The following is an 18,898-nucleotide window of genomic DNA, read 5'->3' on the forward strand; positions in this document are numbered from 1 at the left end:
ATGACTACCTTCACCGAGACACTCGACATCGTCGAACGCGTACGCGCGATCCAGCGGCTTGTGGAGAAGAACTCCGATGACGGTGAAGCCGCCCGCCGTGTCGTCGAGGAGTCCATCACCGCCCTCACCGAGGCCGGCGCATTCAAGATCGCTCAACCGCGCCGGTACGGCGGGTACGAAACCTCAGTGCGCACCATGCTCGATGTGTCGTCAGCCGTCGCCGAGGCGGACGGCGGGACCGCCTGGGTAGTCACGCTGTGCAACGTATTCGCCTGGGTGACGAGCTTGTTTCCCGAACAGGCCCAGGACGACGTGTGGGCAACCAATCCGGATGCGAAGGTCTCCGGGGTGCTAGCCCCGACCGCCGAGTCGACACCGGTGGATGGCGGGGTTCGGGTTTCCGGACGCTGGCACCACAGTCCGGGCTCCTGGCATGCCGACTGGGCGGTCCTCGCGTTTCCCATCAGTGACACGAGCGGGGAGATCGTCGACCACGGGTTTGCTCTCATTGCACGAGAAGATCTCGAACTCGAAGAGACCTGGTTCACCGCCGGAATGAAGTCGTCGGGTTCGAACTGCTTGATTGCCAGTGACGTGTACGTGCCCGATCACCGCATCCTGTCGATGATGGGCGCGATCTACGGTGACTACCGCAGCGAGCACATCGACGTGCCGCTGTATCGCTCCGCCTTGATCCCGGTGCTGGCACTCGCGCTCGCCGGCCCGCAGCTGGGGTTGGGCCGCAAAGCCTTGCAACTCGTCAAAGAGCACGCCGCCCACAAGCCGGTCTCGTATACCTATTACGCCGCTCAATCGGACTCGGTGGCGTTCCAGCTACAGGTCGCCGAGGCGGCGATGCTCGTCGACACCGCTCACTTGCACGCCCAGCGCGCAGCCGAGGACATCGACTCCGCGGCGCGGCGCGGCGTGTATCCAGACGAGCTGGGCCGTGCGCGAGTCCGCGCTGACGCCGGATGGGTCCTCGACCACATCACCAAAGCGATCGACATCCTGATGTCCGCACACGGAGGATCGTCCTTTGCCGAAACCAATCCACTGCAACGCATCTGGCGTGACTCCGCGGTAGCTGCCAGAGACGCGGTCACATTGCCGATTGTCAACTACGAAATATACGGCAAGGCCCTACTAGGCCGAGACGACCAGATCACGCCTCTGATCTAGCGTCCCTGCGGGGATGGCCACAGCCGATTCAAGGAGATGGAAAGTGAACACCCAACCCGTTGATTCGTGCCTCATATGCGCGATGGAGACCGCTGAAAGTGGTTCGGTGATCTTCCGAGATGACTTGTGGGCCGCCGAGATCGGACCTGGGATGGAAGTCCCCGGATGGTTTGTGCTGCGAACCCGGCGCCATGCCGAACTGATCACCGGACTCGATGACGCCGAGACCGACGCCCTCGGACGCCGGCTGCGCGCCCTGGTCGCTGCCGTTGCCGAGGTCACCGCCGCGCCAGCGACATACCAATTGGTCTTCGGTGAGGACTACCGCCATTTCCACGCTCTGGTCACTGCGCGCGGCGATCACATCCCGTCCGATCGGCGGCGCGGCGACATCCTCAAGCTGCGCGACGAAGGTCATCGAGACGTCGCAGCCTGCCGGGCAATCGTCCCGAAAATCCGTGCGGCGTATACCCGTATCACCGAGTACGAGCGGATATCGGACACGGTCGGTTAGGCACTTCGAGCACATGACGAGGTTGGACATGCGGAATCTCAGAACGAGTGTCGACGGACACGCCGTCTCGGCGACTCTCCACGTTGCCGGTACGCCGCACCCGGGAAGCCCGCTACTGGTCGCCTTGCACGGCGGCACCTACACCAGCGAATACTTTTGCATCGCCGGCTCACGCACCGGGTCGTTCGTCGACATTGCGACGCGCAACGGATTCTCGGTGCTGCGGATAGACCGGCCGGGGTACGGTGCCAGCGATTTGCTGCCGGAGGACGAGAACACCTTCATCCGGCAAGCAGAACTACTCGAGAGCGCCATCTCGGGCATGCTCGACGACTGCCCGGCCGACTCCGTGGTCCTCGTCGGACATTCGATCGGAGGTATCGTTGCGCTCGAAGTCGCTGTACAACAGCGTGATTGGCGGCTGATCGGCGTGGCTGTCAGCGGCATGGGTGCGGCCATCCCCGTCGGTGGTGCAGCAGAACAACTCGGCGCACTCCCCCTCAGCGGTGTCGTCGACCTGCCCGTCGAGGAACGGGAGCAGCTGTGGTACGGACCCGCGTCGAGCGTGTCCGCGGACGCGGTCGTCTCGGCGCGGTCTTCGTTCGCACCGACACCCATGATCGAATTGAAGTCAGCGCCCAAGTGGGCAGCACAACGCCTCGACGAGGTTGCCTTGGCCATCACGGTCCCGGTCCATCACACGCTTGCCGAATTCGACGCGCTCTGGGACGCCTCGCCTAGGGCCCGAGACTTGTTTCTTGCCAAGTTCAGCCCGACACTGCCCGTCCACTCCGAAATCATGGCGGGAGTTGGCCACAGCATAGATCACCACATGCTGGGCGCCGCAATGCATTACAACCAGCTCGCGTTCGCCCACCAGTGCATGCTGCAGCAGGTGGCATCGTCTAATCCGGTCTAGGAGGAAGGCGCTTCGATGAGGTTTGCCAATGTCAACGGTCGGGCCTGCGTTGCCCAAGGAGAACACTTCTTCGACATCGCGCGGGCAAGCGGTGGCCGTTTCAGCTGCGATGTGCAAGCCGCCTACCGCCGGTGGGGCGAGCTGACCGGGTGGTTCGCCACCGACTTCTCCGCCGAGGGCCACCTTCCCGCATCAGGTACTTTCGGCGCACCTGTCCCCGCACCGTCGCAGGCGTTCGGCATCGGCCTCAATTACGCCGACCACGCGCAGGAGGCAGGCCTGCAGACGCCAAAGTCGCCGTTGGTGTTTCCCAAGTTCGCGTCCTGCATCGCCGGCCCGTACGACGGTGTGTTGCTTGACAATGACACGGTCGACTGGGAAGTCGAGTTGGTGGTCGTGATTGGATCGGGCGGTCGAAATATCGAGTCCGAAGCTGCCTGGGCTAACGTCGCCGGCTTGACCATCGGCCAAGACATCAGCGATCGCACGCTGCAATTCTCCGATCCGTCGACCCCGCAGTTCGGATTGGGCAAGTCCAAACCGGGTTACGGACCGATCGGGCCTGTCGTGGTCACCGCCGACGAATTCGACGATCCCGGTAGTTTGGCGATCACCTGCGCCGTGAATGGCGAGAAAATGCAGGACTCCAACACAAATCAACTGATCTTCGACGTACCTGCCCTGGTGTCTTATCTCTCCTCGGTCGTCATCCTGCGCCCGGGTGATCTCATCTTCACCGGGACTCCGTCCGGAGTCGGTGCGACCCGGACCCCACCTCGGTATCTCCGCGCCGGCGACGTGGTGGTCAGCGAGATCGAAGGGATCGGTGCGCTGGTCACCGGGACGACAGGATGACCACCGCCCATTCCGGCGAGAACGTACGAAATGCGGTTGCCACCGGCGAACTGCTCGACGAGGTTGCCGCGCATGTGCTGTGGATATCAACGGCAATGATCCACCACGCCAACCGCATTCGCCCCAATCCCAGCGGGCTGAAGGTCGGCGGGCATCAAGCCTCGTGCGCGTCGATGGTCTCGATCATGACGGCGCTGTGGTTTACCGAGCTGCAGTCGGGTGATCGCGTGTCGGTGAAGCCGCACGCATCGCCGGTACTGCACAGCATCAATTATCTGCTCGGGACCCTCGACCAGAGCCGTCTGACCACGCTGCGGGAGTTCGGCGGCCTGCAGAGCTATCCCAGCCGATCCAAAGACCCTGACCCGGTGGACTATTCGACGGGATCAGTCGGAATCGGTGCCACCGCGCCGATCTGGGGAGCCATCACACGCCGCTACGTCACTACCACGCTGGGCGACACCGGTACCGGACGGCAGTACTCGCTGGTCGGCGACGCCGAACTGGACGAGGGCGCGGTATGGGAGGCGATCCTCGACCCATCCGTGCAGGAACTCGGCGAGATCGTCTGGATCGTCGATATGAACCGCCAGTCGCTGGACCGGGTGGTGCCCAACATCGCCGCGGGCCGACTCGAGACGATGTTCGCCGCGGCCGGCTGGCAAGTCATCACCGTCCGGTTCGGCAGGCTGCTCGAAGACCTCTTCAGCCGTCCCGGCGGGGCGGCGCTGCGGCGCCGCATCCTCGACATGCCCAACTCCGAATACCAGCGGCTGCTGCGCTGCTCGGCACCGGAGCTGCGCGCCCGGCTGCCCGGGCAGGGCGACGGTGCCGACGCCATCGGCAACCTCATCACCGGCCTCGACGACCGCACCCTGGTTCGGGCGATCGGCAACCTCGGCGGCCACGACATGGACTCGCTGCGGTCGGCCTACGGGCAGATCGACGACACCCGGCCGACGATCATCATCGCCTACACCATCAAGGGGTACGGCCTTCCCACCCAGGGACATCCGCAGAACCACTCGTCTTTGCTCACCGACGAGCAGTTCAGCGACCTCGCGGTGAGCCTCGGCCAGGCCCCCGCGCAGCCCTGGCGTCGCTTCGATGACGGTTCGCCGGCCGCCGAGCTGTGCCTCGCCACCGCCGAGCGGCTGCTGCGCGCCCCACTTCCGACTGGAAATCCACCTGCGGTGCCGACCGACCTCGGGCGCACCCCGCCTGCTGTTTCGACCACTCAGGCGGCGCTCGGCCGGGCCCTGCTGGACCTCACCCGCGAGGCGCCCGACGTCGCGAAGCGGATAGTCACCGTCAGCCCGGACGTCAGTTCCACCACCAACTTGGCCGGCTGGCTGAACAAGGTCGGGGTGTGGTCACCGGGCGAGCGCCGCAACTGGTTCGACGACGACGGCGAAACCATCATGCACTGGCGGGAGAAACCGACCGGACAACACATGGAGCTCGGGATCGCCGAAACCAACCTCGTCGGGCTGATCGGGGAGCTCGGTGCGGCGTGGAGCCGGTGGGGTCAACCGCTGTTTCCAATCGGCGTCCTCTACGATCCGTTCGTCGAACGCGCGCTGGAACCCTGGTCGTACGGCATCTATGCCGGGGGCCAGTCCATTCTCGTCGGTACCCCGTCGGGGGTCACCCTGGCCGCCGAAGGCGGAGCGCACCAATCGATCAAGACCCCGTCCATCGGACTCGAGCAACCCGGATGCACAAGCTACGAGCCGGCATTCGCCATCGAGGTGGAGTGGACGCTGTTGGAGTGCATGTCGCGGCTGGGCAGGCCCGACGGGCGGTCGTCCTACCTTCGGCTGTCCACCAGGCCCGTCCGGCAGGAGTTGGCCGACGTCCCCACCGACGCGGCCGCCCGGGAACGCCGCCGTCGCCACGTTGTCGCCGGCGCCTACACGCTGCGGGCCAACGCCGGCGCCGCGGCGACGATCGTCGCGATGGGGGCGATGGTGACCGAAGCGTTGGACGCCGCAGATCGGTTGGCGCAGATCGGGATCGGCACCGAGGTGGTGTGCGTGACCAGCCCGGGACTTCTGTTCGAGGCCGTTCAATCCCGGCAGGGCCTCGGCGCGGCGCCGACGTGGATCCTTGATCAGGTCTTCCCAGCCGATCGCGCGGTGCCGATGGTCACCGTGCTCGACGGGCACCCGCACACGCTGGCCTTCCTTTCCTCAGTCAACCGGGTGCCGAGCAAGTCGCTGGGCGTCAGTAACTTCGGGCAAGTGGGATCGCTCGACGCGGTGTACTGCTACCACGGCATCGACACCGACAGCATCGTGCGCGCAGTGCTCGACCTGACCACGTGACGGCACGGGGGAACAAATGATCTTGGTGACGGCCGGATTCGGCAATCAGGGCAGGTTGCTGATACCGAAACTGCTTGCGGCCGAGCAGCCTGTCCGCGCCTGCGTCCAGTCGAAGGCCTCCGCAGAATCCCTGCGCGCCTTGGGTGTCCACGACGTCGTGGTCGGAGACATCAGCGAACCGGCGACGATGAAGCGCGCAGTGCACGGCGTTGACAAGATCTATCACGTCGGGCCGACCGCGCATCCGCGGGAACGCGACATGGGATTCGCCATCGTCGACGCGGCGCGCGCCGAAGGCGTGCAACACTTCGTCTTCAGTTCGGTACTACACGCGATCACCACCGACCTGGTGCAACACGAGATCAAACGTGACATCGAGGAACACCTGCTGTCCTCCGGGCTGGAGTTCACCATCCTGCAGCCGTCAAATTACATGCTGCCCTTGAAACTTCGGCCGGCGTTCGAGCGGGGCGTGTTCGAGCTGTCCTGGGCTCTGGACCGACGCCAGTCCGTGGTCGACCTCGGTGATGTGACCGATGTCGCCCGCCTGGTGTTGACCGACAGCGAGCGGCACGCCGGGGCGACCTACGAATTGGTGGCGCCCGGTCGCTACACCGCGCACGAGCTGGGTACCATCATCGCCGGCGTGCTCGGACGTCGCATCGAGGTGCGCCAAATCGACGCCGACACTTATCTTCGCGCCTGGTTCGGCGACGCCGATCCCGCGCAGTTCCCGCACCAGGCCAAGGTCCTGCGCGCGATCTCGGCTCGCTACAGCAGCCATGACTTCATCGGCAACCCGAATGTACTGACCTGGCTATTGGGCCGGCCACCAACGACTTTCGAAGAGTATGTGCGTCAGCAATACACCGCGTTCACCCATAGTGAGGCAATCGGATGAAGCTCAGCGGGAATACCATTCTGATCACCGGCGGAGCCGGTGGCATCGGACGAGCGCTGGCCGAGGAATTTCACCGGCGCGGAAACGACGTCATCATCGCGGGTCGCCGCGCAGCGGCACTGAACGAGGTCGTCGCGGCCAACCCGGGCATGAACGCGGTCGAACTGGACGTGTCCGAGCCGTCCAGCATCGACGTCGCGGTCCCCACTCTGCTTGCGACGTATCCGGCGTTGAACGTCGTCGTCAACAATGCCGGTGTCATGTACGACGACGATGTCAGTCATGCGCTCGATCATGAGCTGCTGAACACCACACTTGCCACCAACCTGCTCGGGCCGCTGCGGCTGAACTCGGCGCTGATCGCCCATCTGCGACAACGGCCCGCCGCCACCATCATCAACGTCTCCTCGATGCTGGGGTACGCACCGCTGGCGACGTCGGCGATCTACTCGCTGACCAAAGCCGCCCTGCACTCGTACACCTTGTCCCTGCGGTACCGGCTGCGCGGCTCGTCGGTCACCGTGCTGGAAATCGCTCCGCCCTATGTCCAGACCGGCCTACAGCAGCGAAACACCACCGACCCACGCGCAATGCCGTTGTCGGACTACGTATCTGAGACCATGGACATCCTGGCCACCGATGAGGTGCAGGTACTGGTCGAGCGCGCCAAGGCCAGGGCCACCGCGCAGCGGCCGGACGAAGTCGCCGTCATGGAGAACTTCAACGACATGTTCCTCAGCGGTTAGCCACAGTCGGTCAGTTCCCCTTCGGAGGCATCAGCATCGACTGCCAGGTCTGGTCCCGCGGCGCAGTCTGAGACAAGTTCGACTGGGTGTACAACCGTCCGTCGGGACCGACGTAGGTACCAGTGGCCGGATCGTATTGCGCCGCGGCCAGGGGCGGAGCCGTCGCTGGCGCAGGTGCTGTTGCTTGCCGAGGTGTCCCCGGCGGAAGCTGCGGAATGTCCTGACCGGACATGGTGGCGTTGGGGTCACCCTTCCAGGCGTATCCGTCGTTGAGCGGTACGTAGTTTTCGTTGCTCTCACACAGTTTCACGGTAGGAGCGCGCTTGCCGGGAACGGTTTGGCACGGATAGTTTCTCGCGCCCCGAACACCGAATCGCGCGTCCTGCGGCACCCGGCAGTACAGCTCGCCGGCGGGACGGTCAGGGTAGTCCACCATGCTGGGCGCTCGCTGTTGCTGGGCCGGCAAAAAGCCGGTCATGCAAACCGGTGGAAGGTTGAGGTTGAGTTGGAAGTCCAAATACAGGCCCTTGTAAGCCTGCTTGGTGTTCAGATTCCCCATTTGTGTGCCCTGGACGACGGCAATAGCCTGCGGAAGCAAGACCAGTAACTGTTCGATGGCGGGCTGATAGGTGACGGCCACTTGTCCTACGCTGACCAGGTTGGCCAGCAGCAGCGGCAAAGTGGGCTGCAGCCGTTCGAAGAGCTGGCGGCCCTCATCGGCGGCTGGGCCGCCGTTGCGCAGCACTCCGGCGACCGACGCGTCGCGTGACCGCAGCTGGTCGGTGATGCTGGCCAGGTGTGCCGCCCAGGCCTGGATAGCGTCGGCGGTGTGAGCCTGGGAGTCCAAAATTGGCTGGGATTTCTCGATCAGCGAGACCAACGGGTCGAGGTTGCGGTCGGCGTCCAAGGCCAATTGAGTGGACCCCTTGACCAGCCGCGACAGCTCCGGGCCCAATCCCCCTATGGCAGTGTAGCTTTCGTCGATCGCGGTTTTCAGGTTGTCCCGCGGGATCGCTGCCAGGCCGCGGTCGGTGGCGTCCAGCAGCGAATCGATGTCGGCAGGCACCACGGTGTTGCGTACCTCGACGACATCACCTGCCTTCAGCGGCGGAGAGACTCCGATGCGGGGACGCAGCTCGACGTACTGTTCGCCAATCGCGGATTGGCTGTGGACCTGGACCTGCAGATCCGAGGGAATGTTGATGCCTGATCTCAGTGACAGCACTGCCCGGACGCCGGTTCGGGTCAGGCTAACGCTTTTGACCTCGCCGACCTCGGTGCCCCGGTACGTGACGTTGGCTTTGGGATACAACCCGGCGGCCCGCTGGAGCTCGACAGTGACGGTGTAGTGCCCGGCGCCGAACAGCATCGCCGGCGCGTTGATGTAGCGGAAGATCATCACGGCGCCGGCGGCCAACGCGACCACCGCAAAGACGGCCAGCTGGATTTTGATGCGTCGATCAAGGCGCATGTCAGCGCCCTTGATCGCGATGGTAAGGAACCACCAGCGGGTTGCCGCCGGTGGCGGGGCTAGGCAGTTGGCCGATGGTGCGGCCCCACTGCATCTCGAGCTGGGTCAGATTCCCTTCGAATCTGGTTCCGGTGAACAGCGACGTGTCCAGGCGGCTCAACGTCAAGTCGAGGATCAGGCTGATGTTGACGGCGTCGCCGCGCACGAATTTGGTGATGTTTTCCTTGGGAAACGGATAAGTGGACAGCAGACTGAGTGAACGCGTCAGCGCCGGACCGGCGTTGGCGAGCGAATCCAGCACCGGCCCAATGTCTTTGAGCTCCTGCACGAGCGCATCTTTGGTCTGGTTGACCGAGTCCGCGGCCAGCGCGCTGAACTTGCCGAGTCTGTCGAACGCGTCGGCGAGGTTGTCGCGTTGGTTTTTGAGCGTGGCCAACGCATCAGGGATGGTGTGTAACGCTTTGTCCACCACCGGTTTTTGGTGGGCGAATTGACCGGCCAAGTTATTGAGGCTGTCGCTGGCCGCGATGATGTCGCCTTTTTGTTGGTCGAGGTGGCCGATGAATTCGTCGAGCCGCTGAATCAGGCTGTGTAAGTCGCTTTCTCGCCCGGCGAAGGCGGTGCTGAACGCTTTGGTGATGTCCTGGATCTGACCGAGCCCTCCCCCGTTGAGCAGCATCGAAGCCACGGAAAGGGTTTGCTCGGTGGTCGGGTAGGCGCCGGCGCGCGACAGCGGGATCATCGATCCGTTCTGCAGCCGCCCTTGCGGCGGCGCATCGGTGGGTGGGGCCAGTTCGATGTGCAGCGTTCCCAAAAGACTGGTTTGTCCGACTTTGGCGGTGGCGTTGGCGGGCAGGGCCACGTCCCCGTTGATCTTCATCGTGATCAGCGCGTGCCAGTTCTGGCGCTCGATCCGGGTGACGGTGCCGACCGTCACGTCACTCACCCGAACCCGCGAATTCGGTTGAATATTCGAAACATCCGGTAGTTGTGCCTGCACCTGGTAAGACCCGGGTCCACGACCCTCAGTGCCCGGTAGTGGCAACGAATTAACACCACGCCACCCGCACCCGGAGAGAACGGCCGCGGCTACCGCCAGGATCAGGCAACCGAGAACGTTGCGGCCCAACATGTTCCCGATCATCGGCCACCACCCGGGGGCACCATCATGCCTTGCAAGCCTTCGGCGGGATTTGTCGCCACCGTCGCTTCGGCGCTCAGCGGTGGTGGCGGCTGGGCCGGTACCGACTCGGGCGGCGGTGCGTCCGTCGGCGGGGTGGGCCGGTAGTCCGGACGCATCCAGTCCTCGCTGTAGGTGATCTCATTCGGCCGGGCCTGAGCGTTGATGAACGGGTTAAAACCTAACGGCAGAAAGTTGTACTGCCGGTTCTTGATGATCGGCGCCAAGTACTGCACGCACAGTTTCGCCGACTGCTGGCTGCCCAGCCGCGCTGCCGCCTGGATCGCTCCGCACAGAAAGGTGATCGGGTTGGCGAAGTTGTTCAGCCCGAGGATTCCGGTGATCGAGCCATGCGCCGGCTCATAGATGTTGACGAAGTTCTGCAACGCATTGGGCACCACATGCAACGTTTGCTTGACATCGTCGAGGCTGTCGACAACGGCCTTGGAGACCGACGCCAATTTGTCCGACGTCGTTCCCAATGCCGCACGATTGTCGGCAACGAAGCCAGTCACGTCGTCGAGGGCGGTGTTGAGGTCGCCGACCGCCCGGGCGACCTCGCCCGGATCGTTGGCCACCAGCGACGTGACCGAAGCCAAGTTGTCGTTGAGTTGCGCCATCAGGTCGGCGCTGTCATGAAGGGCCACCACCAGGGTCGAGAGGTTCTTCACGGTGTAGTAGATGTCACCGCTGTGATCGCCTAGCGCCGAAACCGCCTGCGACAGTTTGATTACCGTGTCGCGGATGTGTGCGCCCTGGCCGCGCAGGTTGTCCGCGGTGGTGTTGATGATCGCGCCTAACGGGCTGACCCCACCGGGTTGGGTCGGTTGCAGGCTCTGGGTGAGTTTTTCCAGTTGCTGGCGGAAGTCGTCGAACTCCACCGGGACCGCGGTGCGACTTTGCGGTATTACCGCACCATCGGCGAGCGTCGGGCCTCCGGTATAAGCGGGGGTGAGTTGGATGGCACGCGCGGTGATCAACTTCGGCGACAAGATCACCGCGTTGACGTCCTCGGGCACCCGGTATTTGTGATCGAGCGAGAACGTGATTTTGGCACGCTGCGGCTGCGGCTCGATATTTTCGACATGGCCCACCTTGACCCCGAGGATGACCACATCGTCGCCGACGAAGATGCCGTTGCTGTTGTCGAAGTACGCGACGACCGAAGTCCTGGTGACCTTGGGCAGCGACCACACCGCCACGATGCCGCCGAGCAACACCATTACCAATAGGAACGCCAACCCAATCCGGCCGCTGCGAGATCTCACGGCGTCCCCCCGCTACCAGGGGCCGGAACCTCACCCGGTGCGGGCACGTAGATCGGCGAAGATGGGGGTTGCGGCTTGGACGCTAATCCCGGTGGCGCCGGGGCGGGCGGCCCCGGGGGTGGGCCGCCGGGCGGCGGCGCCGGCAGTGGCTCCCGGTAGGGGTAGCAACCCGAGCCCGAGCCCGTGCCCGTGCACGGTTGGTCGCCCGGGTTACCGGTGATCGCGTCGGGCAGCGTCCGATTCGGTTCCCCGCCCTGGCCAGTCCGGGGATACGGCACCGGCAGCGGCGGGGTCCCCGGCTGGCCGGTCTGCGGGTCTGTCCGCTTCGACGGCAACAACACATTGGGGTCCAGCCCGAGGTCGGAGAACGCGGCGTCGATGAACGGTTGCAGAAACTGGCCGGGCAACAGGTTGGGGACGTAGGCCTTGAAGAAGGGGCCCGCCGACACGGACTCCCCTAGCGATAGCGCATAGGTGTTGAGCAGCTTGATCGACTTCTGGACCCGCTCTTTGCGGTTGTCGACTATGGTCAATACGTCGTTGAGCTTGTCCAGCGCGGGCCGCAGCTGCGCGCGGTTGTCGGCAACGAATCCGGAGAGTTGTTTCGAAAGTGCTGAAACATCACCGGAAACCTTATCCAGCGCCGAGCTTTGCGTTTTCAGCTGCACCAGCAGCGCGTCGGTGTTGTGGATCAAGCTGACCACCTGATCGCTGCGTTGGGCCAGCACGGTCGTGACCTTGGCGGCGTTGGCCAACAGATTCCGCAACTCGGCGTCGCGGTCGTTGAGCGTTTGCGAGAACCGGGCCACGCCGTCGACCGCGGTCCTCAGATCCGCTGGGGTGTCTCGGAATGTCTGCTGCAGCGTACTCAGCGACTGGTTGAGCTGATCGGTGTCCAACCCGTGGATGGTTTGTGTCAGATCGCCGAGCGCATCCGGTAGTTGGTAGGCCGGAGTGGTGCGGTCCATCGGGATGGGGCCCGTCAGCTGGCCGTCCCCGCGCGGCGTGATCTCGAGCACCTTCACACCGAGCAGGCTTTTGGCCTTGATGGCGGCTTCCGTGCGATCCCCGAGGTGGATGTCCTTTCGCACGTCGAACTTGATCAGCACGCGCGCACCGTCGAGTTCCACACTGGTCACCGCGCCCACCTGAAAGCCCGACACCCGCACCCGTGCGCCGGAGTCCAGCCCGCTGGACTCGGCGAAATAGGCGGAGTATGCGTGTTTCTGCGCGGCGAACATCGGCAGCTTGTTGTATTGCAATGCGGCCAAGACGATCCCGGCGGTCGCCGCCACGCCAACAACGCCGATCACCGTCAAATTGCGTTCAGAAAATGACTTCATTTCGGGGCGCACCGCCCGGTGGTCTGGCTGGCGAGCTTGACGTACACGGGTTGACCGCTTCTGCCATTGACCTTCAGCACCGCGTCGCAAAGATAGAAGGTGAAGAAGTCGCCATACATTCCTTGCCGGCCGAGAGCCTGGTAGGCATCGGGCAACGTGTTGAGCAGGTCATCGAAGTAGTCGTGGTCGGCCAAGACGATGCTGTTGGCCCGGTCCGATTGCGCGACGGTGTTTTTGAACGGCGGGCGGCCCCGTTGCAGCAGATCAGCAATCGTCCCCGCCGCGGCATCGCCGTAGGCCAGCGCGTTGCTGATGTCGCTTTTCCGAGCGGCGAGCCGCTCCACCAGGCCGGCCAACGAGGTGACGGCTTTGTCGAACTGCTGACTTTGATTGCCCAGTGAACCCAGCACGGTGTTGAGGTTGACGATCACCTGCCCGATCAGCGCATCGCGATCCGCGAGCGTGTTGGTCACCGTGGTGGTTTGGGCCAGAAATGCGCCTATTGCCCCTCCTTGGCCTTGGAACGCCTGGATCAGCTGGCCGGTGAGGGCATTGACCTGTACCGGATCCAGCGCCCGAAACAGCGGGCGGAAGCCGCCGATCAATGCGTCCAGATCTAACGCCGGCTCGGTCCGGTCGACCGGGATGCTTTGACCCGGCTGGAGGCGAGCGACTCCTCCTGCGCCCTCTTGTAATTGCAGATAACGGTCGCCGACGAGGTTGTCGTAGCGGATCAGCGCCTTGGTGCCCTGGGTCAGCAACACGGTGTCATCAGCCGAGAACTGGACGACCACGACGTTGTCGCGCCGTATCGAAATGTGTTTGACTTTGCCCACTTCCACCCCGGCGATGCGCACGAAGTCGCTCTGCTTGAGGCCGCTGATGTTGGTGAACTCGGCGTTGTAAGTCTGCTCCGGCTGAAATCGCAGTTGCCCGAATACCATGAACAACCCGAAAGTGACCACGCCGCAGGCTACGACGAAGATGCTGAGGCGCCACAACGCACCAATGGTCTTGTCTCTCATGGCTGCATCCCCTTAATGCTTGTCGTCAGGGTGATGTCGGTGACGGCGGGCCGGGGGGCGGCGCTCCCGGCGGCGGCGGGTACAGCGGTGTTCCGTCCGGGCCGTATAGCGGCGCTCCGTATGGGGGCGCGCCCGGGTACGGTATCGGGCCGATCGCCGGCGGTTTGTCTCCGCGGACACTGGGCGGTTGGGGGGTGCCGCGAGTCACCGGGAAGTAGTCCACGTACCAGGGGTGACCGATGCCGGGGTTGGGTCGGATGTCCAAGCCGGTGCCCCAGCCGGTGTTGGTGACCAATTGGCGTACCGGATAGTTTTTGGAGACGTCGGGCAGTGAACCGCACCCGGGTTGGCCGCCGGGACCGCCTTTGGCGGCCACTATCGGCAGATTGTCGGGGTATCGGTAGGGGTCGTCTCCGAATAGCAGGCCGTCGTCGATCTGGATGGTGCGGCCGTTGCCGCCGGCGCTCTCGTAAGCACCATTGTCCAGTGACCATTTGGCACCCATGAGCAGACAGGTCAATTCGGGGTTGTATTTCATCAACAGGTCCGTCGTCGGTTTCAGTACGTTGATCGCTTGCACCAGATTTCCGCGGTTTGGGCCGATCAGCTCGATTCCAGCTTGGGAGAACCCGATCGCGTTGAGCAGCAACGCATTCAGTTCTGCTGAGTGCGCGGTGACCGTCGTGGCCGTCACGCTGGCGGCATCGAGAGTGGCCAGAATATGCTGCGCTGCAGCACTGTAGGCGTCACTGCCGCCCTTGAGCGACCGCAGGTCTTGGCGGACCGTTCCCATCCGTGGGTTGACCGCCCCGAGCACGTTGTTCGCGGCGGTGGTGGCCTCACCGATGCGTTGACCGCGGCCACGCACAGCCTCGGCAAAGGCCGTCAGCACCGCGTTCAGCTTGGGTGGGTCGACCTGGTGCAAAACGTCGACGAGGCTCTGAAAAACGGTGTTGACTTCGGTGCTGACGTTCTTGGACCGCAACACCGCCCCAGCCGAAATATGTTGCGGGCTGGGGCTATCCGGATAGATCAGATCGACGTACTTGGCACCGAAAATGGTGGTCGCGCGGATCTGCGCTTCCGCGTTGGCGGGAATGTCACCGATCTGGTCGGGAAACAACTCCAGCTGGAGGCGAACCGGGTTCTGCCCGCCCGCAACGCCCGCAACGCGACCCACTTGCACACCGCGCATCTTGACCTTGGCGCCCGATTCCATGGCCACCCCAGCGCGGTCTGATGTCACGGTGACCGGCACATAGGTTGTCAATGTCCCGGCGAATGCGGCCGAACACACCCAAATCAGTGCCGAGACAACCGCAATCAAAACCGCTGTCCACCACGCAGGGTGGATCCGGTACTGCTCAGCGGTGCCGTCCACGCGCTAGCCCGAGAGATTGAAGTTGCCGGACTGACCGTAGATCGCCAGTGAGAGAAAGACGGTCAATACCGCCGACGACACCAACGAGGTACGCACTGCCCGGCCCACCGCCTCACCGACGCCGGCCGGCCCTCCGGAAGCGGTGAACCCGTAGTAGGTGTGCACCAGCATGATGACCAGACCCATCGTGACGGCCAGGAAGAATGACCAGATCAAACTCGACGGGTACAAGAATGCGTTGAAATAGTGGTCGTACACGCCGGCCGATTGGCCGTAGATGCGGGTTGTGCACAGCCGGGCCGCCAGGAAGCCGGACAACGCCGCGATGCAATACAGCGGGACCACCACAATCACCCCGGCCACCACGCGGGTGGACGCCAGGTAGGCGATCGAGCGGATACCCATGGCTTCGAGGGCGTCGATTTCCTCATTGATGCGCATCGCGCCCAGTTGAGCAGTGGCGCCGGCGCCGATGGTGGCGGCCAGCGCGACCGCCGCCGTCAACGGCGCAGCCAGCCGGACATTGAAGTACGCCGACGCGAACCCGGTCAGTGCCTCCACGCCGATATCGGCCAATTGGTTATAACCGGCCACCGAGACCAGCGCCCCGGTCGTCATGGTCAAAAAGGCGACAATCACGACGGTGCCGCCGATCACGGCGAGCGCACCGGTACCCAAACCCATCTGCGCGATCAAGCGAAGCAGCTCGGACCTGTAGTGCACGAATACATCCACGCTGTAGCGCAGAGTCTTGGCGTAGAACCGTGCCTGGATACCGACCCTGGTCCAGCCGGCCGCCCACTGCCGGACCTTGCGCGAGGTGCGGGGCAGCCGCGCACTTGCGACGGTCATGACGTCACCTTCACGCCTACCGCCGTCGCAACGATGTTGATGGCGAACAGCGCCATGAACGTGTAGACGACGGTTTCGTTGACTGCGTTGCCGACACCGGCGGGGCCGCCGCCGACCGAAATACCCTTGTAGCACGCGACCAGCCCGGCCGCCAGACCGAACAGCGCCGCCTTGATGATCGCGATCAGCAAATCGGGAGCTCGGGTGAGCACCGTCATACCCGATACATACGCCCCCGGGGTGACGTGCTGGACAAACACCGAGAAGATGAATCCGCCCACCAGGCCGACCAGGATCACGACCGAGGACAGCAGCACCGCGACGAGCGTCGCCGCGAGCACGCGCGGAACCACCAGCGCCTGAATCGGGTTGATGCCCATCACCCGTAGCGCGTCGAGTTCCTCTCGGATGGTGCGCGCCCCAAGGTCGGCGCACATCGCTGTCGCACCGGCACCGGCGACCACCAAGACGGTCACGATCGGGCCGATCTGCGTAACGGTGGCGAAGGCCGCGGTTGTGCCGCTGAAATCGGCGGCTCCGAACTCGAGCAGCAAGATGTTGAAGGTGAATACCACCAGGACTGAGTAGGGCACGGCCAACATGACCGTCGGCATCAGCGAGACCCTGGCCACGAACCACGCCTGGCGGACGAATTCCGACCATGCGAACGGCCTGCGCGGAATGGCAACCAGCGTGTCGAGTGCCATCGCGAAGAAGCCGCCCAGGGCTGAGGCGGGCTTCCACGCCGGCGTCAGCGCAATCATGAGTTACTCACCGCAGCAACGACTTTGGCCAGCCGGCCCGGATGGTCCGTAGCCGGGGATCGCGCAACGGTGTTACAGCTCGCATATGCGGCGCACCCTCCTGCTAATTCACCATGCTGAATCAGCCCGTCTGCCAGTAGTTTGGGGCGACTTGGGCCACGTGTCAATAGATTCAGCACTATTAAACATGTTGAATTCGGCTGGTGACCGGTATCCTGGTGCGGCTGGCACGCAGCGGAAGGCAGACATGACGACGGACCCACCCGCCCTACGGCGCAAGGATTGGGAGCGCCCGCGTTTTGATCGCCATCAGACGCGCCCAGAACAGGCGGCCGAACACCTGGCGACAATGGCCGCTTCAGCCGAGCCCGGTGATCGGCTCGGAACGAAGGAGGATTTGCGGATCAGCTGCGGGGTGGCAGTCAGCACCTTCAACGAAGCATTGCGGATGGTTCAAGCCCGGGGGCTGGTCACCGTGCGATCGGGCCCCGGGGGTGGTTTGTTCGCCAGCCGCCAATCGCCGATGGTGCGCCTCGGCAATTCGATGCTGACCGTTGACGACGATGCCGCCTCCGTTGCCGAAGCAGGGCGCCTGCGCGAAGCGTTGAATCCATTGCTGGTAGAAGACGCACTGGAATATGCGTCGGCCCACGACATCTCCGCTCTGCGTAGAGAACTGGACCACATGAAGGTCGCCGTCGGCAACGTCGACGGCACCACGTTCGCACGCGCAGGCCGAAAGCTGTACGCCCGCATGGCCGAAATCAGCCCGAGCGCCATCTTGCGATCGTTTTATCCGATGCTGCTCGACGTTATCGAGTCGCACCTGCTGTCGGAGGGGCCGGTCGATGATGAGCAGTTACCCGAAGACATTCACGCCCGCTACGAATTGCACGTCGCATTGGTCGATGCAATCGCCGACCGTGATGTGCGTGCCCTGGACTTGATCCGCGAACAGGACACGTTCTAAATCAGTGTCGCGCCGGTTACCGCGAGGCAGCACACAGCCAATGACATCGCTCAGAGTCAACAACTTTCGTTGCGAGCGATACCCCAAACTCGTGCAGATCTTCCGGCCTAGCCGAGCGGATACGGTCCTGGGCCTTTGATCAGCCGGATGACCGGGGCGCTGGTGACCTCGCGCAGTCCGGGCAGCGCGGCGATCGAGGTGGTGAGATAGCGGTACAGCGAGCCGGGGTCAGGGCACAGTGCATGCGCGATGATGGCGTAGGGGCCGGTGCAGGCTGCGGCAAAGGTGATTTGGGGATGTGACGCGAGCGCCTCGCCCACGGCCTGCAGGTCCGACGGTTCGGTCTTGAGCCACAACACCGTCTCGGCCTCTCCTCTGAGCAGGCGGTTGTCGAGTTCGACGTCGAAATAGAGTGTGCCGTTGGCCCGTAGCCTTTCTAGCCGACGGCGGACGGTCGCACTCGGCGCCGACACTGCCGCTGATACCTGCTCGATCCGCATCCGGCCGTCCACGCTGAGCTGGTCGAGAATCTGGCGGTCGACCGCGTCTATTGACGGGTCAGCCAAGGCAGCGGAGATTGGGGTCATTGTCGGGGTCAGTGCCTGAACTTGTTCCGGCCGCAATGCACCGAGTTTTTCCACCGCACCGCGTCGCCCGCCGTAGTACTGATGCAGCCGGCAATGCGCCTGGACCTCCAAGACGCGACCGGTCCGCGGCAGCGTCGAGAGCAGCAGGTCGTTACCGGCCCAGGGGGCGCGCACGGTGCACGTGATCTCGGTACCGCCGCCCAGCAACATCACCCACGAAGTGTCCAGCCGCCGGGCCAATGCCGCTGCAATGGACTGTGCTGTATCGGGAGTCGTCCGCAGTCGCAGATACCATTGCGCCTCCCCGGTGGCTGAAGGATCGGTGAGGCCCAGGACCCGCAAGGTCCGGTCGGCCCGCAGCCGCGCGTAACGACGGGCCACTGTTTGGTCGGAGACGCCCATCACCGCCGCCAACGTCGCAAACGACGCCCGACCGTCGATCTGAAGGGCGTGCGCCAGTTGGCCGTCTAGATCGTCGAGTTTCTTCACAAGATGCTTCGAAGTGTCGGAATGACTCATTCTATCGGGTTTGACGACTGATCTGTCACTGTGCGGGCGGACGATGGCCACATGGGCACGGTGTCAGCTGTGCTCCCAGATGCCTCAGGAGTTT

The 18,898-nt window shown here is 64.0% G+C and carries 17 protein-coding genes; 8 read left to right on the forward strand and 9 right to left on the reverse strand.

What is annotated here, in order from left to right; all coding sequences use genetic code 11:
* Genes ACQY5A_RS25875 through ACQY5A_RS25905 form a run of 7 tightly spaced genes read left to right on the forward strand, consistent with a single transcriptional unit; the run spans window position 1 to window position 7,444 of the window.
* A complete protein-coding gene (locus tag ACQY5A_RS25875; protein ID WP_428343080.1) occupies window positions 1-1,182 on the forward strand; it encodes an acyl-CoA dehydrogenase family protein in 1,182 nt (393 codons plus the stop codon).
* 43 nt (window positions 1,183-1,225) lie between these two features.
* Window positions 1,226-1,696, forward strand: a complete 471-nt coding sequence (locus ACQY5A_RS25880) for a hypothetical protein (RefSeq protein ID WP_428343081.1) — start codon at window positions 1,226-1,228, stop codon at window positions 1,694-1,696.
* A 28-nt stretch (window positions 1,697-1,724) separates the two neighbouring features.
* Complete coding sequence (locus ACQY5A_RS25885; protein ID WP_428343082.1) at window positions 1,725-2,615, forward strand: alpha/beta hydrolase; 891 nt, start codon at window positions 1,725-1,727, stop codon at window positions 2,613-2,615.
* Window positions 2,616-2,630: 15 nt separating this feature from the next.
* Window positions 2,631-3,470: a fumarylacetoacetate hydrolase family protein gene (locus tag ACQY5A_RS25890; protein WP_428343083.1), complete on the forward strand. Its 840-nt coding sequence runs from the start codon at window positions 2,631-2,633 to the stop codon at window positions 3,468-3,470.
* Window positions 3,467-5,797, forward strand: a complete 2,331-nt coding sequence (locus ACQY5A_RS25895; RefSeq protein WP_428343084.1) for a transketolase-like TK C-terminal-containing protein — start codon at window positions 3,467-3,469, stop codon at window positions 5,795-5,797. Before ACQY5A_RS25890 ends, ACQY5A_RS25895 begins: the two co-directional genes overlap by 4 nt.
* Window positions 5,798-5,813: 16 nt before the next feature.
* Complete coding sequence (locus tag ACQY5A_RS25900; protein ID WP_428343085.1) at window positions 5,814-6,698, forward strand: SDR family oxidoreductase; 885 nt, start codon at window positions 5,814-5,816, stop codon at window positions 6,696-6,698.
* Window positions 6,695-7,444, forward strand: coding sequence for an SDR family oxidoreductase (locus ACQY5A_RS25905; RefSeq protein ID WP_428343086.1), 750 nt, complete (start codon window positions 6,695-6,697; stop codon window positions 7,442-7,444). Before ACQY5A_RS25900 ends, ACQY5A_RS25905 begins: the two co-directional genes overlap by 4 nt.
* 10 nt (window positions 7,445-7,454) lie before the next feature.
* Here ACQY5A_RS25905 and ACQY5A_RS25910 read toward each other — a convergent pair whose 3' ends face one another.
* From ACQY5A_RS25910 to ACQY5A_RS25945, 8 genes are read right to left on the reverse strand one after another with little or no spacing between them, the layout of a single operon-like run.
* Window positions 7,455-8,915 carry an MCE family protein gene (locus ACQY5A_RS25910; RefSeq protein WP_428343087.1) on the reverse strand — a complete coding sequence of 487 codons (1,461 nt, stop codon included), beginning with the start codon at window positions 8,913-8,915 and terminating at the stop codon, window positions 7,455-7,457.
* A 1-nt stretch (window position 8,916) separates the two neighbouring features.
* Window positions 8,917-10,047 carry a virulence factor Mce family protein gene (locus ACQY5A_RS25915; RefSeq protein ID WP_428343348.1) on the reverse strand — a complete coding sequence of 377 codons (1,131 nt, stop codon included), beginning with the start codon at window positions 10,045-10,047 and terminating at the stop codon, window positions 8,917-8,919.
* An 8-nt stretch (window positions 10,048-10,055) separates the two neighbouring features.
* Window positions 10,056-11,318 (reverse strand): MCE family protein, encoded by a 1,263-nt coding sequence (locus ACQY5A_RS25920; RefSeq protein ID WP_428343349.1) that lies wholly within the window; start codon window positions 11,316-11,318, stop codon window positions 10,056-10,058.
* A 41-nt stretch (window positions 11,319-11,359) separates the two neighbouring features.
* Window positions 11,360-12,706: an MCE family protein gene (locus ACQY5A_RS25925; protein ID WP_428343088.1), complete on the reverse strand. Its 1,347-nt coding sequence runs from the start codon at window positions 12,704-12,706 to the stop codon at window positions 11,360-11,362.
* Window positions 12,703-13,731, reverse strand: a complete 1,029-nt coding sequence (locus tag ACQY5A_RS25930) for an MCE family protein (protein WP_428343089.1) — start codon at window positions 13,729-13,731, stop codon at window positions 12,703-12,705. The genes ACQY5A_RS25925 and ACQY5A_RS25930 overlap by 4 nt, the downstream gene beginning before the upstream one ends.
* 25 nt (window positions 13,732-13,756) lie before the next feature.
* Window positions 13,757-15,112, reverse strand: a complete 1,356-nt coding sequence (locus ACQY5A_RS25935; RefSeq protein WP_428343090.1) for an MCE family protein — start codon at window positions 15,110-15,112, stop codon at window positions 13,757-13,759.
* Between the two features lie 3 nt (window positions 15,113-15,115).
* Window positions 15,116-15,964, reverse strand: a complete 849-nt coding sequence (locus tag ACQY5A_RS25940) for an ABC transporter permease (RefSeq protein ID WP_428343091.1) — start codon at window positions 15,962-15,964, stop codon at window positions 15,116-15,118.
* On the reverse strand, window positions 15,961-16,728 hold the full coding sequence (locus tag ACQY5A_RS25945; protein WP_428343092.1) for an MlaE family ABC transporter permease: 768 nt from the start codon (window positions 16,726-16,728) through the stop codon (window positions 15,961-15,963). The genes ACQY5A_RS25940 and ACQY5A_RS25945 overlap by 4 nt, the downstream gene beginning before the upstream one ends.
* 85 nt (window positions 16,729-16,813) lie before the next feature.
* Here ACQY5A_RS25945 and ACQY5A_RS25950 point away from each other — a divergent pair, with 85 nt between their 5' ends.
* On the forward strand, window positions 16,814-17,698 hold the full coding sequence (locus ACQY5A_RS25950; RefSeq protein WP_428343093.1) for a FadR/GntR family transcriptional regulator: 885 nt from the start codon (window positions 16,814-16,816) through the stop codon (window positions 17,696-17,698).
* Between the two features lie 107 nt (window positions 17,699-17,805).
* Here ACQY5A_RS25950 and ACQY5A_RS25955 read toward each other — a convergent pair whose 3' ends face one another.
* Window positions 17,806-18,804 (reverse strand): Lrp/AsnC family transcriptional regulator, encoded by a 999-nt coding sequence (locus tag ACQY5A_RS25955; RefSeq protein ID WP_428343094.1) that lies wholly within the window; start codon window positions 18,802-18,804, stop codon window positions 17,806-17,808.
* Between the last annotated feature and the right edge of the window lie 94 nt (window positions 18,805-18,898).

The sequence above is a fragment of the Mycobacterium sp. genome (genome assembly GCF_965277065.1).
Taxonomy (GTDB): Bacteria; Actinomycetota; Actinomycetes; order Mycobacteriales; family Mycobacteriaceae; genus Mycobacterium.

What these genes read in the sequence shown, in the direction of transcription:
- ACQY5A_RS25875 (WP_428343080.1), top strand. Translation starts at nt 1, where the DNA reads ATGACTACCTTCACCGAGACACTCGACATCGTCGAACGCGTACGCGCG.
- ACQY5A_RS25885 (WP_428343082.1), top strand. Translation starts at nt 1,725, where the DNA reads ATGCGGAATCTCAGAACGAGTGTCGACGGACACGCCGTCTCGGCGACT.
- ACQY5A_RS25890 (WP_428343083.1), top strand. Translation starts at nt 2,631, where the DNA reads ATGAGGTTTGCCAATGTCAACGGTCGGGCCTGCGTTGCCCAAGGAGAA.
- ACQY5A_RS25895 (WP_428343084.1), top strand. Translation starts at nt 3,467, where the DNA reads ATGACCACCGCCCATTCCGGCGAGAACGTACGAAATGCGGTTGCCACC.
- ACQY5A_RS25900 (WP_428343085.1), top strand. Translation starts at nt 5,814, where the DNA reads ATGATCTTGGTGACGGCCGGATTCGGCAATCAGGGCAGGTTGCTGATA.
- ACQY5A_RS25905 (WP_428343086.1), top strand. Translation starts at nt 6,695, where the DNA reads ATGAAGCTCAGCGGGAATACCATTCTGATCACCGGCGGAGCCGGTGGC.
- ACQY5A_RS25910 (WP_428343087.1), bottom strand. Translation starts at nt 8,915, where the DNA reads ATGCGCCTTGATCGACGCATCAAAATCCAGCTGGCCGTCTTTGCGGTG.
- ACQY5A_RS25915 (WP_428343348.1), bottom strand. Translation starts at nt 10,047, where the DNA reads ATGTTGGGCCGCAACGTTCTCGGTTGCCTGATCCTGGCGGTAGCCGCG.
- ACQY5A_RS25920 (WP_428343349.1), bottom strand. Translation starts at nt 11,318, where the DNA reads ATGGTGTTGCTCGGCGGCATCGTGGCGGTGTGGTCGCTGCCCAAGGTC.
- ACQY5A_RS25925 (WP_428343088.1), bottom strand. Translation starts at nt 12,706, where the DNA reads ATGAAGTCATTTTCTGAACGCAATTTGACGGTGATCGGCGTTGTTGGC.
- ACQY5A_RS25930 (WP_428343089.1), bottom strand. Translation starts at nt 13,731, where the DNA reads ATGAGAGACAAGACCATTGGTGCGTTGTGGCGCCTCAGCATCTTCGTC.
- ACQY5A_RS25940 (WP_428343091.1), bottom strand. Translation starts at nt 15,964, where the DNA reads ATGACCGTCGCAAGTGCGCGGCTGCCCCGCACCTCGCGCAAGGTCCGG.
- ACQY5A_RS25945 (WP_428343092.1), bottom strand. Translation starts at nt 16,728, where the DNA reads ATGATTGCGCTGACGCCGGCGTGGAAGCCCGCCTCAGCCCTGGGCGGC.
- ACQY5A_RS25950 (WP_428343093.1), top strand. Translation starts at nt 16,814, where the DNA reads ATGCGGCGCACCCTCCTGCTAATTCACCATGCTGAATCAGCCCGTCTG.
- ACQY5A_RS25955 (WP_428343094.1), bottom strand. Translation starts at nt 18,804, where the DNA reads ATGAGTCATTCCGACACTTCGAAGCATCTTGTGAAGAAACTCGACGAT.